Source organism: Methanobrevibacter boviskoreani JH1 (assembly GCF_000320505.1).
GTDB classification, from domain to species: Archaea; Methanobacteriota; Methanobacteria; order Methanobacteriales; family Methanobacteriaceae; genus Methanarmilla; species Methanarmilla boviskoreani.
In genome coordinates, this window is the sequence record NZ_BAGX02000021.1 from 22,600 (window position 1) to 38,510 (window position 15,911).

Here is a 15,911-nt window from a genome sequence, read left to right on the forward strand (position 1 = left end):
ATGAATTATTTGAGTGAGATTATGGGTTCACAAAACACTTCTAAAAATTATTTATATAAATCTAAAAATAAAAACATGAAAAAACTAAAATCTACTTATTTTAGAGCAGAAAAACAAATAAAAGATAACGATTTGATTGTTAAGGCTAAACTTTTCCATGATTATGGTGAAATTGTTGATGCTGAAGTTTATGTTAACATTTCAAGAATTGATATTGATAATCATTTAAATAAAATTACCCTTTATAATGATTTTTGTCCTTACAAGTATGGATATTATACGAAATCTGTTAAATTATCTCCTGGAGTTTATAATGTAACTTTTTATTTTAAAGGTGATGGGATATATAAAAGATCACAGACTAAAATTAGTCACTTTGTTGAATCAGACACACGTATTATTGTAGATAATTGCTCTTTTATTTTTGGTAAGTTTAAATTTAAATGTAAAGTTTTGAACTATAAGGGCAATATAATTAAAGATGGGGAAGTTTCTCTTTCTATTAATGGTGTAAAAGATACATTTAAATGTAAATATAAAAAAGGATTTTATGAAGTTCCATTAGATTTACCTATTGGAACATATAACTGTATTGTTAAATTCAATGGTGATTATGTAAATAAACCATCTTTTAATAGTTTTTCTATTGATGTAACTCTTAAACCAACTCGATTTGAGGTTATATATGAAAATAGACATGATAAATTAATTTATAAAATTAAACTCTTTTTTGAAAATAAAGAACTTTCAAATAAAAAAATTTATTTTTCTGTTACAGAACATGATGATAAATTGTATAGTGGTATTTGTAAATATAAAAAGGGATTTTATATAACTCCCGTTATGGATTTACAGGGTAAAGATTGTATTGTTAACTTTAATTTTAAAGGTTATAAATTATATGCTCCATGTAATAAAAGAATTCATATTAATAATTTTGAATTTATACCTACCTATTTTACAGATATTATAGAAGAGCGTAATCAAGAATCTTTGATATTTAAAACTAAACTCTTTTCAAAAGATGGGGAGCTCCCTAATGAAAAAATTAATTTTAATATTTCTGAATTAAATTCTAATATTCATAGTGGCATTTGTAAATATGAAAATGGTTTCTATACCGCTTTTGTTTCAGGTTTACCTGGGGGAAATTATGATATTACATTCTATTTTAATGGCAATAAAAAATATAAATCCTTTAATAAAATCCATAATTTTTCTTTTAGGCCAAATCAGCTTAAAAATAATTCAATGATTAAATCCACTTACTTCATTGTAATAGAAGATGAAAATTTAAAGGTTAAACTTATTTCGGATGGTAAAGAGATTCCTAATGAGGAGGTTATTGTTAAAATTTTTAAAGACTCTTTAAAAGTTTTTGAGGGCTTCTGTAATTATGTGAATAACTTTTATGTAATGCCTGAACTTGATCTTTCAGGAGGTAAATACGAGGTTGATTTTTGTTTTAATGGAAATAGTGAATATGAAATGTCTAGTAAAAGATTGAAATGGATTAAAAAAACTAAAACTGATATTGTTATTGATAAAAAAAGCTTTTTAGTTGGAGATTCTAAGTTTAAATGTAGATTAATAGATAAAGATAGATTTGTGGAGATTATTGATAAAACTGTTTTTCTTTATATTAATAATATTGATAAAGTTTTTGAATGTCAATATGATAAAGGATTTTACACTGTTGATTTAAATTTACCTGCAGGAGTATATGATGTAACTGCTAAGTTTAAGGGTGATCATCTGTATAGTCCTTTTATTATCAATTTTTCTATTGAAATTAAGCTTAAATCTACATATTTGGAGTTGGTTGAGGATCATTATGATGATAAGTTAGGTTATAAAGCTAAACTTTTTTCTGATAATGAAGAAATTGAAGATGGTGATGTTGGAGTAAGAATACTTAAACTTGGAGAAGAGGTATTCGATGGTTTATGTGATTATTTAGATGGGTTTTATACAATTCCTCCTATTGATTTGCCTGGTGGCAAATATGATTTGAAATTTTATTTTAAAGGTAATGATATATATGAAGGTGCAAGTAAGGATGCTGATTTAATTGTTAAATCAAATATTTCATTCATAGCTGACTATATTCAACATGTTTATGTTGGAAATAGTTTATTTAAATGTAAATTATTTGATGAAAGCAATGATGAGATTGTCGATGTAGACATTTCTATATGTATTGAGGGTATTGATAAAATTTTTAAATGTCGGTATGATAATGGATATTACACATCTAACTTAAACTTACCAATTGGGAAATATAAATTTAAAACTATATTTGGGGGTAATGATTTTTATTATCCTTTTTCATTAGAATCATGTATTGAAGTAAGTCTTAAACCTACTTGTTTTAATGTAAAAATTGAAAATACTCCTAAAAAATTAATTTCCAAGACCAAACTTTTAGCTGGAAATAAAGAGTTGATCAATGAAAAGGTTTATTTTGAAATTTTTAGTTTATCAAATAAAGTTTCAAGTGGAGTTTGTCAGTATAAAGATGGATTTTATCTAGTGCCTCCTGAGGATTTACCTGAGAAAGATTATAAGATTATTTTTATTTTTAAGGGTAGTAATTTATATGAATCTTCTAAAAAAAGATTTATTGCCTCTTATAAATTTCATTTATAATTCTTTTCATGTTTAACATTTTTTAATAAATTATATTCTATAATCATCTTTTTTTTACTTTTTTTTTATAAATTATGTTAAGATTTAAAATATAAAAATCATAAATTACGGTTATTAAATAATAATTTTTTAAATCTTTTTAAACCAATATTTAGTAAATTTCTCATTATTAGGAATTATTCCTAAATTATTCTTTTCATTTTAATTTATTTATTTCTACTAAAAAATATAAAAATCATAATTTACATATTTAAAACTAACTTAGATAATTAATATTTTCAGTGATAATATGTATTTAACTCCAGAAGAAGAGAAGATGTCTAATGGGGAATATGGTGAAACCATTAGAAAAAGTATGGATATTTTAATAGCGTTAGGAGATATTTATGAGGCAGAGAGATTTGTGGACATCAGTTCTGCACAGGTTTCAGGAGTATCCTATAAAACCATAGGCCAGGCAGGTTTAGAGTACCTTGAGGATTTGGCAACTGACAAGTCAGCAAAGGCAAGTATTCCGGCAACATTGAATCCTGCAGGTGTTGATCTGGAGCATTGGAAGGAGCTAGGTTTTTCAGAATTCTTTGCAGGAAAACAGAACGATATTGTAGATGCATATGGGAAACTTGGAATCACAACATTATGTACATGCACACCCTATCTCATTGGTAATGTTCCAAGGTTTGCCGAACATGTATCCTGGAGTGAGTCATCTGCTGTTGCATATGTAAACTCTGTTATAGGTGCCCGCACTAACCGTGAAGGTGGTCCAGGTGCTCTTGCAGCAGCCATTGTCGGAAAGACTCCCTTATATGGTTTCCACTTAGATGAAAACAGGAAGGCAAATCTTGTAGTGAATGTGGAATCCGAGCTTAGTGGTGTTGACTTCGGTGCACTTGGTTATGCAGTGGGCCAGGTTGTAGGTGATGGGGTACCATACTTTAAGTTGCAAGATCAGAAGGTTAAGAATGAAAACCTCAAGGCATTAGGTGCAGCACTTGCATCATCAGGTGCGGTTGCGCTATACCAAGTAGAAAACATCACACCTGAATATAAAAATATGGATATTGGAAATGCGGAAGAGACCATAACCATTACAAAAGAGGATATTGAGGATACAAAGGCAAAGCTTTCAACATCAAATGAGGTACCTGACCTTGTATGTTTAGGCTGTCCACACGCATCACTTGAGGAGATTAAGGATCTTGCAGCAATTGTGGAAGATAGGAAAATCAAGAACGAATTATGGATTTGCACATCTGTAAACATTAAAGCTGCAGCAGAAAGAATGGGATACCTACAAGCCATTGAGGAAGCTGGTGGACATATTGTATGTGATACATGTATGGTTGTAGCACCAATTGAGGATTTAGGATATAAGGTCATCGGTGTAAACTCAGCTAAAGCAGCAAACTATGTTCCGAATATGAGTGGAATCGATGTTGTATATGATGAGGCTAAAAACCTAATTCAGTTTGAATAATTTATATTTAAAGTTATAATTAATTCATTAAACACTTGAGTAGATACACTCAAATTAGCTATTAAAGATATAAACATTGAAGATATTAATATTAAATAAAACTAGAGGATTATCATGAATTATAAGATTATAGGTGGAGGAAATGCAGGAAGACCTGTTGCAAGATTATTGAACTACTTAGGCCACCATGTGGAGGTAACAGATCCAAAGAAACTTGAGGACTTCCATCCGGATTTCAAGGCAAGACTGTTGCAGATGGAGAAGGAAGGTGTAATACTTGATTTGGGAAATCCCGAACCGGATTTTACAGATATCGACTATGTATATATGGCACCTACACTTCCAAAAACATCATATGCATATAAAAAGGTAGAGGAATTGAACCTTAAGGTTATAACCAATGAAATGGTATCAGACATTTTAAACGAGGCCATTACACTTGATATTATAGGTATTACAGGTACAATGGGTAAAACCACCACTACCTATATTACAACAAGTATATTTGAGGCTGCAGGATACAAGGTATGGTCATGTTCATCCCTAAACCAAAACCTTGTAAGTGAGGTTATTGTGGACGGAATCGTAAATGGCAAGAATGAGGAATGTGATATCTGTGTATTTGAACTTCCACATGGAACTGCAGGCCTATTTCCAAAAATCAATGTAAAGGTTGGACTGTTCCTAAACATCCACGAAGATCATCTATCGGAATTTGGAGGTTCTATGGAAAGATACATCCAAAGGAAGATGTTTATTGTAAGAAACTCCGAAACCTTAATCGCAAGTAACCACCTAAAGGATTTAATAGAGGAGAGATCCGATAGGGCCGACACATTATATTATGGATGGGAGAATCCTGAATGGGATACCTCTTTCTGTAACTTTGTTGGAATTGGAACCAAGGGTAATATTGAAATCAAGTACGATGCGGATGATTTAAAAACAGGTGTTGGAAGTATCCATGGGGACTTTAAAGGACCGTTTCAAATGAAAAGCTATTTCTATGAAAATGCAACAGGGGCAGCCGCCGCAGCACTTACATATGGGGTAGATGAGGAACCTATTATTGACGCCTTATCTAAGTTTAAAGGTCTTGAAGTCCATATGGAAAATATTGGAAAGTATAATGGACGTGAGGTCATACTTGATTCAGCGTTTCTAACTGAGGGTATGAGACTTACTATGGAATACTTTAAGGACGATGAGGTAACCCTTCTTCTTGATAACTTTGATACAACAACTGAAAGGGATAAGAAAGAAGTAGGTGAGCTCTGTGGTGACTTTGTAAATGTTATAGTTGCAACAGGTTTCAATGAGGTCAGACAAAGAATCGAGATGGATGCAGCACAGGAAATACTTGATGGTGCAGAAGGTAAAAAGGCGAAAGGCGTTCTTGCAGGTACAATGGAAGAGGGCGCTAAGCTTTGTATTAAATATTCAAAGCCTGGTGATATAATTCTACATATCGGCCCTGTAATAATGCATGATAGGCCCCGTATCGTATCCAGTATTAAGAAAGGCCTTAAAGAAGGCTGCCTTGAATATGAGGGTAAATTTGAATATGAGGACTAATCTTAAATTTTTTTTTATTTTCATTTTTGTAAACTATTTTGAATTTCAAGTTAATCCTATTTTTCTATTTTTATAATCTACTTTTTGAACTTGGGGTTGTGATTTTATTTTTTCTATCTTTATAGGTTAAGTATTGAATCTGATGTTTAATTTTGTTTTTCTACTTTTATAATCTAAATCTTGATTTGAATCGTGATTTTATATCTTTATTTTCATTTTGTAAAAAATAGTTGGAATTGAAAATTAAATGGTATAATTAAGTTTAGAATAAGCATACACTTTCAAATCAAATAAAATTAGATAAAAAAATTAAGTTATTTAAATAAAAAGAGATTTAAGATTTTAATATCTGATAAAAATTAAAATAAATCTATGAATCTTAAAATCTCTTTAAAAAATTATAGCAAATCTATTCTATCCCATTGAATTATGCCATCTTCAAGATACTCCTCATCACAGTGTACCTTCTCTACTTTGGCAATGAATAATTCATGGGTACCATCTTCTGGCTTTACAGAGGTAACAACGGTGCATTCGAAGTTAACAGGACAATCTGTTAAGATAGGTGCATCTACAATGTCACCATCGACAGTATTGATCTCTGCTAGTTTGTCCTCATCTCTACCAGATACGGTACCTAGGTAATTAAACTCATCAGCAAAGTCCTTTCCAGGTATGTTGACTACAAATTTGCCTGTATCCTTTATCATATCATAGGAATATCTGGTAGGTACAATACCGACCATAACCATTGATGGTTCTAAACTTGCATTGGATGCAAATCCTACTACCAGTGCATTATCCTTTCCATCCTTACGGCAGGATACAATTGTGTTAGGCTTTGGTTCAATTCTTGATTTATCAATTATAGCGTCTTTTTTCATATGAACTTCCTCCATTATTTGAATATTTCATTTTATTTATAATAAGTTTATTTTTTTGGTATGCGTTTTAAGTCATTAAAGTATAATCCATTATAATGTCCTTCTTAATTTCTTTCATGAAAATTATAGGTTGTATAAGTATTTACCTTATAAAAACTATTTATTGTTGTTAACGATACTTTAATGGTGTTGTATACATTATATAAACAAATATTGCATTTTTTATTCTGTTTAATACTTTAAAATTGTTTTATACATTGTGAACAATCATTGGTTCTGGAGTTTATCTCTATTTAGACAAGACTTTAATTAAATACTAAGTTCCATATTCCTCACTTTCTAAACTATGAACATGCTTTTATTAATCGATATTTTTTTAGCTATTTTTATAATTTAACGGTTTAATTTCTAATTTTGTATAATTCCCTCTATTGCATTTTATATGTAAAATCAAGTAAAATCCTTTGAAAATTAAATAAACAATTTTATATTTAAGTTTCTATAAAGTTAAGATTAATTATAAAACTAGTTTAAATAAATATTGTTAATTTGAATAATAGGATTTAACAATTAAATTCTTTAATCTATTAAGGGAAGTAGATAAAGATGCGAAGATGTCCGAATTGTGGAAGTGATGTAAAGCAAGGTAATTTCTGTACTGTCTGTGGTTCAGAATTGCCTCCTGAAGAGGAAACAAACAATATAGCCCATACTCAAAGCATGGATTCAGGTAAGGGCTATCAATCCAATCAGAATATAAATACGGAATTTAACAACCAATCAGCAAATCAGAACACCCGGACCCCAATCAGGAATTATGGCAATGGTTATAATCAGGTAACTAAACATAAAAATGTAGCGATTGCCGTTATATTATCATTATTTATTGTTGGTTTAGGTCATGTATACTTAGGCTTAGGTAAGAAAGGACTTAAGATCTTTGTTATCCAAATAATATTCGGAATTTTAACCCTTATTTTCATTGGATATATACTTGCATTTATATGGGCAATCTATGCTATTGTTGATGCATATGAATGTACTAAGGCTATTAACGAGGGAACTTATGTTGAAGAGTCCCTTGACTTTAGAAACTTAATTTGGTGGAACTAATTTCCATTGAATTATATTTTTTAATAGTTTTTTCATTTGATTATTTTTAGCTATTTTTTTTATTTAGTTGTTTTAGCTCTTATTTTACTTTTTTAATTATTTTTAGCTATTATCTATTGTTTTTGTTTTTGCTATTTTTATATTCCTTTTTTAATTATGATTTTTAACTTTTGGATGTGTTTTTCTAAATATTTTCATAATATAAAGAATCTAATTTTTATAAAATCATTGTTTTTATCTTGGTTTATCTACATTTACTATTGTATATAGGAATGAAAAATTAGTACATCTATTAAAATGATATATTATCTCTTTTTAAATTGAATAAACAATTTTATATTATAAATAATCAGTCTTGGTTTTAATTATACTGTAGGATTAGGTGCTTCTATAATTTAATCATCAATATTTAAAACAACTTTATAATCAGTAAATGCTTTAAGAATCGTCTTTATAAAAATAGTTAAAATAAGTTGTTTTAGGTTTGAAGTTGAAAAGGAAATGGAAATGTATCCAAGATACATTCACTGTTTATTCTTCTCTTCCTTTTCAATATACTGTTTTCCCTGATATAGTGTCATGATTATTATACCGAAGACTACAAGTATAATCATCTGAGCTATTATGGAATTATTTAATGAGTTGGTATATGCAGTAAGGATCAGACTTCCAATAATCTGAACAGCAAAGTATAATGCTAGAAATACCTGAAGCGGTGCACTGTTGAAGTCTAGTCCAATATATTCGTTTACAACTAAGACGATTACAGTTGATATTGCCGTAAAGACCAGTGCAACTATAAACATGTTACCTGGTCCAAAGCTTAGATATCCACATACGGCATATAGAGCAAATATGATCAAATATATTAAATCTTCCATATTCATAATAAAGTCCCCCTATTTAGATCTATTCTACTTTTGTACCACATCTTGAACAGAATTTGTCCCCTTCATCAAGGATATTGCCACATTTCTTACATTTTTTCTCTTTTTCTACCTTGGCTCCACAGTTGGAACAGAATAATGCTCCCTCTTTTAAAGGTTTTCCACATTCCTTACAGAAACCATATTCTCCTTCTTTCATTGTAGTAGTAGCTTCTCCAGATCCACCATTGTTGTTCTGGTTAGAGTTAGTTCCATTATTGTTGTCATTTGTATTATTGCCGTTGTTGTTCTGATTGGAGTTAAAGTTTTGAGATTTACCACTAAAGGTTGAATTGATGTTTTCCCCAACATTGTCCTTTAACATCTCACCGAATGCAAGTGCAAGTGGAATACCTGTAATCATACCATTCATGTTGGAGGCCATTCCCTCATTGGAAGCATACCTTTTTGAGATATCAGCTAGTTGTTCATCAGCCCAATTGAATCCAAGTGTACCATATTCCATTTTCTTGTTAAGCACATTTTCAAGTTTCTCAGTATCCTCTTTTGGAATAATCACATTGGTAATATAGAAGTTGATTAAATCGATACCATATTGTTCAAAGTCTCCAGTTAGACGATCCTGAATCGCTTTTGAAATCTCGTCTAGGTGTGCGGTTACATTGAAATAGCTTACCTCCTCCATAAGCTTTGCAAGATAGGTCTTAATTCTTGTAACCATCTTGTTTCTAAAGTATACCTTCAGTTTATCAACATCAACATCGTCCTGGGTTCCAACTACCTCGACCAAAAATTTCATGTCATCCTTGACCTTGATTTCCATTGAACCTGATGCACCAACACTGATTGGTATGTTGAACTGGGCATCCAATATCGGAAAACGACTACTGGTTCCCCACTCAACATTCAATGCAGTTGCCTTATTTATGAAGTATAATTCGCAGTGAAATGGACTTACTCCGCCTGTTGGAATATTAATAAAATTGTTCAATATTGGAAGGTTTTCAGATGTAAGTTCATATTTACCTGGTCCAAAGATATCGGCTATTTTACCATCTTTAAAGAATGCGGCTGTTTGTGATTGATGTACAATTAGCTGGCTTTTGGTGTTAAAGTCTTCGTATGGATATTTCCACACTAAATGTTTATCATCACCCTCATATTTCGCTACCTTAAATAAATCTATTGCCATTTTATCACCTAATAAATCTTAAAAACTTTAGTTCCACGGTTTTTACAGTAAAAACCAGATTCAATATTTATTTATTATAAGTATTTTCATTAATCGCTCCCTTTCTAATAATTAATATTAAATTTAAAGGGCACTAATAATTGCTATTATTACACAAAATATAATTATTCCTAAACAACACGCTGCTGCAACTGCATCATCTGAATCGGTGTTAGCAGTGTTCTGTTGCTTTTGTTGTTGCGGTATGGTCTTTGGTGCTTGTTGTGGTTGTGGATTTGTATTAATATTTTGAACTGGTTCTTGTTTTCGAACTATTCTATAACTTGTTCCACAGGATTGGCAGACATATTCATCTCCTTCGACTTTAAAACTTTGACTTCCACAGTTTTCACAGGTAAAACCAGGTCCAATTTCATCTTCTACAATCTTATAAGAGCCGTCGCTCATTTACCTACACCTTTGTTATTTGATATGGGGGATTCTACTTAAAAAATAGTCAATTGGTAATCATTTTTTTCATTGTCTTTATAGAAATTGATTATATACTTAAAAATAGTCCCCCTTAACTATTGGATATATTTATAATATTTTGATTATAAATTTTTTGATTTAATAATCTATCTGGAAATTTTTTGAAGAATGTTAGTCATAAATTCTAGTTTTAATATAAACATACATAATTCATTTTTGAAATTCACTATTCTATAGGGTTATGTAATGGTTCAATGTCCTAATTGTAGATGGGAAAATCATGATGGTGGGAAATACTGTCATGCATCGGTTCACTTCCAGGGAAGGTAAAACTATTGGGATAGATAATCCTTATGGTGGGAAAATAAATGTAATGTCCTCTAAAAAACCTGGAAAACAATATATCGAGATAGAACCAGTTTTACTTTCATTTTTTATCTCAGGTAGGTCGACTTTGTCCTGGTTTTCCAAAGAAAGTTTATGTTCAAATTAAAATCTATGTGGGATACTGGTTCTAATTTTGGTTTTACATCTTACGGTACCATTAATGATCTTTTTAATTTCTGCATTTGTTTTTATATGGCGGCTTCAAGTATTAATGGATGCATATGCTACTGCAAGAGCTTTAAACGAGGGTATGGAAGTAGAAGATAAACTTGACTTTCATAATCTAGATTGGTGGTAGGAATATTTCACCTTTTAATCTATTTAAAAAATTTAAATTATACTTCCAATAAAGTAGTATATAGTAACTTTTAAAAATGTTTTAGGCAGGTGTTATGTAAAATGGTTAAATGTCCAAACTGCGGATGTGAAAATCCAGACGGTAATTATTGCCGCGCATGTGGCACAAAGTTGGCTGCAGATAGGATAATTGTTTTTAATAATCAGAATAATAAGGATATGATAGATAAATTTAATAGTCAAAATAACGGGGATAAAATAGATAGTATTCCTACAAGCTATCATAAGAGGGGTTTAGCTGTTTTTCTTTCAGTGATATTATCAGGTTTAGGCCAGATATACTTAGGTCTTGGAAAGAAAGGATTTTTCATGTTGATTATTCAGGTGATATTGCTTTTTATATTCAATAATCTTATTTCTTTAGAATATATCACACTATCACGTATTTGTATGTTGGTATGCTTTATTTGGTGGGTCTATTGTATTGCCGATGTGGTCAAATCTACAGACATGTTAAATAAAGGTGAGAAAGTAGAAGATAAGCTTGATTTTCGTAATTTGTTCTGGTGGACTGATTAACTTAAAACTTTATTTTTATTTTTTTTAGAATTAATCAAAATACAAAAATTTAACAAATGAATATTCAGTACAAAATTAAATATTTTAAGCAGCATTTCAAGTTAAAAATCGGGTTTTCATAAAATCCTTTTTTTTAGGTTTGGCTATTTATATGTAATGAATATTAATTTTATATAATCATATTTTCGAGGTGGATAATTATTTTTAATCATGGAAAAACTATAGTTCTATTATTGGTTTTCTTGATCATTATTAGTTTAAATGTAGTTTCTGCAGCAGATATAAATAATAATTCTTCTGTTAATATTGTTAATGATACTAACTCAACTGCAGATGGTGTGGACTCTAATTATATTCAGAATACCTCATCTAATTTAAGTCAAGCTACTGATGGCAGTGCAGATGAGGAATTCACTGTGATCTTACCTGATGATTTTGATTTCTCCGAAAATTGTAATTTCATGGTTCATGATGGATATAATTCATATAACCTCAAATATTATGCTAACATGCCAACCATAGTAGATTCAACAGGTAAGGAAACTACATCTAATAATTATCAACCAATATCTTCAAATAAGAGCTTAAACATCTATAAATTAGATTATTATTTGGTCTATAATAATTTAACTGGATATGTTCCAATCTCAAATGGTTCTGATTGTATTATAGACAGGGATTCAGTAGAAAACAATGATCTAAATGACTCAGGCACCCCGATATATCTAACATCAGATAATGTTAATCAGGGTATAAACAATTCAAGTAAAACTAATGTAAAGATGGATTCAGGTGACATTATAGGCTATAATAATGAGGATGAGATTTTTAAAGTTGAATTAACTGATGTCAATGGTAAAGCCCTTTCAAATCAGCTATTAATATTTACAATTTTAAATAAAAACTATCCTGTATTTACAGATTCAGATGGGATAGCCGGTATTAAAATCAAATTAGGTCCCGGAGTCTATGAGATTAGAAGCACATTTCTTGGAAATAATAGGTATAATTTTAAGTCTAATTTAAACATGATTTCTGAGAAGAACATTACAAGAGAAAAGACTCAAATATCCGGAAATAATATATACATGGTTTATAAAGAGCCAAGAACTTATAAATTAAAACTTGCAGATTCAAAAGGAAATCCTATTGCAAATCAAAATGTAGATATATCAATTAGCAAATATGCCTGGGTCTATCTTGTTAAAGAGCAGGATTGGAAATATAAATATCTTGGTAAATTCGATTATGCCCGTGCAACTGATGAAGGAGGGTATGCATATTTAAACGTTAATCTATCTCCTAACTTCTATAATGTTACAGTAAGTTTCAGCGGAAATGATGAATACTTGCCTGCAACCTCTAATAATAATATTAGTGTTGTGTCCTATAATGTTGGAAATATTAATTACAAAGGAGAGTCAACTAATCAGTATTTGATTTCAACAAGAACTGCTCAGAAGAGTAATAAAAAAATCATGGATCTTGCAAAGAATTTAACCAAAGACAAGTCAACAATAACGGAGAAAGCAAATGCGATATATGATTATGTCAGATATCAAATTAAATATGAGCTTTATTCAAATACTCGCTATGGAGCTTTAAAGTGTTTGGAACTTAAGAAAGGCAATTGTGTGGACCAATCACATCTAGTCGTTGCATTATGTAGGGCTGTAGGAATTCCTGCAAGATACTGTCATGGACCGAACCATGTATGGACACAAGTGTTGATTAAAAGCCAGAAGATTTGGTTAATAGCAGATCCTACAACACAACGTGCGTGGGGTTTTGGTGTTTGGAATATTTACCCGGAATATAGCACATATGCAAATATCGGATACTAAATTTCTCCTATTTTCTCTTTTATTTTTTTTCTAAAGGATCTTTTTATTTTTTTCATACATTAAGTATATTTCAACACATCATTTGGAATCAATAAAGCATTGTTTATAAATTCATGGTTTGGTTATCATATTAAACAAAGTTTTCACATCAACTTCTTATTTTTACTATCTGATTTTTCAAAATACAGGTACTTGGATGCTAAGACCTTATGAATGTTTTCTGCAGTTCTTTTTCCAATTCCCTCAATTTCCTGTAGGTCATCTTCAGATGCATTCACAACAGCCTTGACAGATCCGAAGTGTTTAAGCAGGTTCTTGGCTGTTACAGGTCCGACATTAGGTAGGGATTCAACAATGAACTGTTGTTGCTCCCATAGATTGTCCGGTTTTCTCTCGGTTCTAATTTGGATTGGCTGGGATTTGCCTTTCTGTTCTTTAATTGCAATCCTTTTTATCATTGCGGCGGTATCGTCAGGTCCCCTTGTAGGTATGATGCTGATTCCAAAATCGATTGCAATGGATGCCATTGCACCACGTATTGCATTGGGATTAATGAATCCTGTATAGAAGTCATTGCCTTCAAGAATCATTAATGGTTTTTTAAACTCCTCCCTCATTAATGTTGCCTGTTTAAACAGACGTTTGTCCACAATTGAATCTGTAAAATCCTTTGCCGTTTTTCTCTCGATTATAATGTCATCGCTTATTTGATAGTCACCAACGGTCATGGTCTTAATCTCGACATCCACTCCTATGGTGTCAAGATTTCTTATGACCCTTGAGTTTCCCTCACGTGAGTCTGCATAGACCACTACCTTTTTTCTTCTATTCTTAGTGTCTAGCTTATCCTCTTCCTTGTTGACCTCATTTAGATTGTCTACAGACTTTATGTTTCTAACACTTTCAATTCTCTCAACTGCATTGAGATTTAGATTGCTGAACAGTTCATTGTCAATGAGCTGATGTTTCATGTTCTTTTCTTTACGTTTTGCACTCCAGAAATATGCCTCATCCAAGGTTCCCTTTGTAACAAGGACCTTCATTTTACCCTGATGTTTTCTTCCAGTTCTACCACGTCTTTGAATCATTCTTATCTCAGAGGGTACCGGCTCATACAGTACTACAAGATCAATTGCAGGTATGTCAATACCCTCCTCTGCAACGCTTGTGGACAGGAGCACATCATAGGTTCCCACCTTAAATGATTTTATGATTTCATGCTGTTGTTTCTGTGTTAGGCCCTTCTCACCATTACGTGTACCTTGGCCATAGAACTTTACGGCTTTGATTCCCTCGTCCTCACATTTTTGGCGAATCATTTCAAGTGTATCCCTGAACTGTGTAAAGACAAGTATTTTTGGGGACTGTCTGGATTTTTTGGAATCCTCAACAGACCTTAGGGACTTAAGGGTTGTTTGACCATCGTCATAACCTAATTCCTTCTTAAGTATATCGGTCAGTTTTTTAAGTTTGGGATGTTCATGGCCGTGTTCCTCAGCTATTCTGCTTAGACGTACTGCACGTTGGAAATTATGGTCTATAAAAAGATTTTTGGATGCCTTTGTTTTCTTTTTCTCAAGCCTGTTTACATAATCGTTAAACGGTACAACACCCTGGGTTTCTATAAGCTCAATTCCATGTTGGAGGTTGATTACAGCAGTTAAGATTGAGATTGCCTGGAAACACTCCTTAGGTGGATTGGTTGTAGTGGCTATTTTATTTTGAACCTTTCCACGCGCCTTTAAAATATCCCTTTTATTTACGGTAATGGAGTTGATCACCTTCATGTTCTTCAAGGCCTTAAGGCGTGTTTTAAGTGATTTCTTTAAAGCTTCCTGAATCTTTGTAAGTTCCTTTCCAAGTTCAATAGGCACCCAATCTATTTTAATCGGATTAAAGTATGGCCTTACATCCGGATCCTCCTCTGTTTTAACCACAACATCCTGGATAAACAGATTGTCACATACCTCTTTTATCTTTGATTTATCATGGCCAGGTGATGCTGTAAGGGCGAGTATCAGGTGGTTTTCTCTCTCCTGGATATATCTGTTTGCAAGATATACATAGGAATATGATCCGACTCCATGGTGGCACTCATCAAAGACGATGAGTGACACGTCCTCAAAATTATATCTTCCTTTAAGCAGATCTGACTCAACGGTCTGTGGTGTGGCACATATCACACTGGATTCATTCCATCTTTTCTCACGTTCCTCAGGTTTGATTGAACCTGTAATGGAACATACCGGTACATTGAGAAATTCCCTAAATGAATCCTCATGTTGGATAGTGAGCGGTTTACTTGGAGCCAGGACAAGTACCTTTGAACCTTTCAGATTATTCAATCTATCGGCAGCTACAAGTACTGCAACTATGGTTTTACCTAATGCAGTTGGTGCAACTATCATGGTGTTTCCCTTCTTAAGTGCATTAGCTGCTAGGACCTTCTGATAAATCCTTGATTCAACCTTGTCTTTTCTAAGTAAAGGATGATTTATAAAATTTGCCATAGTTGTATTTTTAATATTATTGTTTATAAATCTTTTAGGGTTT

The 15,911-nt window shown here is 31.6% G+C and carries 13 protein-coding genes; 8 read left to right on the forward strand and 5 right to left on the reverse strand.

Going from position 1 to position 15,911, the window contains the following annotated elements:
- Nucleotides 1–9 precede the first annotated feature (9 nt).
- The 3 genes from ON24_RS05850 (at nt 10) to ON24_RS05860 (ending at nt 5,704) form a co-directional block, all read left to right on the forward strand.
- Nucleotides 10–2,649, forward strand: a complete 2,640-nt coding sequence (locus tag ON24_RS05850) for a hypothetical protein (protein ID WP_152411892.1) — start codon at nt 10–12, stop codon at nt 2,647–2,649.
- Between the two features lie 289 nt (nt 2,650–2,938).
- Nucleotides 2,939–4,129: an aconitase X gene (locus tag ON24_RS05855; RefSeq protein ID WP_040682269.1), complete on the forward strand. Its 1,191-nt coding sequence runs from the start codon at nt 2,939–2,941 to the stop codon at nt 4,127–4,129.
- Between the two features lie 114 nt (nt 4,130–4,243).
- Complete coding sequence (locus ON24_RS05860; protein WP_040682270.1) at nt 4,244–5,704, forward strand: Mur ligase family protein; 1,461 nt, start codon at nt 4,244–4,246, stop codon at nt 5,702–5,704.
- Nucleotides 5,705–6,102: 398 nt separating this feature from the next.
- Here the strand turns inward: ON24_RS05860 and ON24_RS05865 are convergent, their stop codons facing one another.
- Entirely contained in the window at nt 6,103–6,588 is a 486-nt protein-coding gene (locus ON24_RS05865; protein ID WP_040682271.1) for a flavin reductase family protein, read from the reverse strand.
- A 606-nt stretch (nt 6,589–7,194) separates the two neighbouring features.
- Here ON24_RS05865 and ON24_RS09230 point away from each other — a divergent pair.
- Nucleotides 7,195–7,701, forward strand: coding sequence for a TM2 domain-containing protein (locus ON24_RS09230; protein WP_016357715.1), 507 nt, complete (start codon nt 7,195–7,197; stop codon nt 7,699–7,701).
- Between the two features lie 524 nt (nt 7,702–8,225).
- On the opposite strand, the gene ON24_RS05875 is transcribed toward ON24_RS09230, so the two are convergent.
- The 3 genes from ON24_RS05875 to ON24_RS05885 form a co-directional block, all read right to left on the reverse strand.
- The gene (locus ON24_RS05875; RefSeq protein WP_040682272.1) at nt 8,226–8,588 is read right to left on the reverse strand and encodes a hypothetical protein; all 363 of its coding nucleotides are present in this window, start codon (nt 8,586–8,588) and stop codon (nt 8,226–8,228) included.
- Nucleotides 8,589–8,610: 22 nt separating this feature from the next.
- The gene (locus ON24_RS08980; RefSeq protein WP_050553575.1) at nt 8,611–9,780 is read right to left on the reverse strand and encodes an SPFH domain-containing protein; all 1,170 of its coding nucleotides are present in this window, start codon (nt 9,778–9,780) and stop codon (nt 8,611–8,613) included.
- A 123-nt stretch (nt 9,781–9,903) separates the two neighbouring features.
- A complete protein-coding gene (locus ON24_RS05885; protein ID WP_040682273.1) occupies nt 9,904–10,227 on the reverse strand; it encodes a hypothetical protein in 324 nt (107 codons plus the stop codon).
- A gap of 304 nt (nt 10,228–10,531) precedes the next feature.
- Here ON24_RS05885 and ON24_RS05890 point away from each other — a divergent pair, with 304 nt between their 5' ends.
- From ON24_RS05890 to ON24_RS05900, 4 genes are all read left to right on the forward strand, one after another.
- Nucleotides 10,532–10,744: a hypothetical protein gene (locus ON24_RS05890; protein WP_040682274.1), complete on the forward strand. Its 213-nt coding sequence runs from the start codon at nt 10,532–10,534 to the stop codon at nt 10,742–10,744.
- A 27-nt stretch (nt 10,745–10,771) separates the two neighbouring features.
- Nucleotides 10,772–10,936, forward strand: coding sequence for a hypothetical protein (locus ON24_RS09325; protein WP_160162416.1), 165 nt, complete (start codon nt 10,772–10,774; stop codon nt 10,934–10,936).
- Nucleotides 10,937–11,037: 101 nt separating this feature from the next.
- Nucleotides 11,038–11,514 (forward strand): zinc ribbon domain-containing protein, encoded by a 477-nt coding sequence (locus ON24_RS05895; RefSeq protein ID WP_040682275.1) that lies wholly within the window; start codon nt 11,038–11,040, stop codon nt 11,512–11,514.
- A 242-nt stretch (nt 11,515–11,756) separates the two neighbouring features.
- Entirely contained in the window at nt 11,757–13,358 is a 1,602-nt protein-coding gene (locus tag ON24_RS05900) for a transglutaminase-like domain-containing protein (protein WP_040682276.1), read from the forward strand.
- 143 nt (nt 13,359–13,501) lie between these two features.
- Here ON24_RS05900 and ON24_RS05905 read toward each other — a convergent pair whose 3' ends face one another.
- A complete protein-coding gene (locus ON24_RS05905) occupies nt 13,502–15,868 on the reverse strand; it encodes a DEAD/DEAH box helicase (RefSeq protein ID WP_040682277.1) in 2,367 nt (788 codons plus the stop codon).
- Nucleotides 15,869–15,911 lie beyond the last annotated feature (43 nt).

Excerpts from the sequence above, each read along its gene's own strand:
- ON24_RS05860 (WP_040682270.1), top strand. The coding sequence starts at position 4,244 with ATGAATTATAAGATTATAGGTGGAGGAAATGCAGGAAGACCTGTTGCA.
- ON24_RS05855 (WP_040682269.1), top strand. The coding sequence starts at position 2,939 with ATGTATTTAACTCCAGAAGAAGAGAAGATGTCTAATGGGGAATATGGT.
- ON24_RS05895 (WP_040682275.1), top strand. The coding sequence starts at position 11,038 with ATGGTTAAATGTCCAAACTGCGGATGTGAAAATCCAGACGGTAATTAT.
- ON24_RS05905 (WP_040682277.1), bottom strand. The coding sequence starts at position 15,868 with ATGGCAAATTTTATAAATCATCCTTTACTTAGAAAAGACAAGGTTGAA.
- ON24_RS05890 (WP_040682274.1), top strand. The coding sequence starts at position 10,532 with ATGATGGTGGGAAATACTGTCATGCATCGGTTCACTTCCAGGGAAGGT.
- ON24_RS05865 (WP_040682271.1), bottom strand. The coding sequence starts at position 6,588 with ATGAAAAAAGACGCTATAATTGATAAATCAAGAATTGAACCAAAGCCT.
- ON24_RS08980 (WP_050553575.1), bottom strand. The coding sequence starts at position 9,780 with ATGGCAATAGATTTATTTAAGGTAGCGAAATATGAGGGTGATGATAAA.
- ON24_RS05875 (WP_040682272.1), bottom strand. The coding sequence starts at position 8,588 with ATGAATATGGAAGATTTAATATATTTGATCATATTTGCTCTATATGCC.
- ON24_RS09230 (WP_016357715.1), top strand. The coding sequence starts at position 7,195 with ATGCGAAGATGTCCGAATTGTGGAAGTGATGTAAAGCAAGGTAATTTC.
- ON24_RS05885 (WP_040682273.1), bottom strand. The coding sequence starts at position 10,227 with ATGAGCGACGGCTCTTATAAGATTGTAGAAGATGAAATTGGACCTGGT.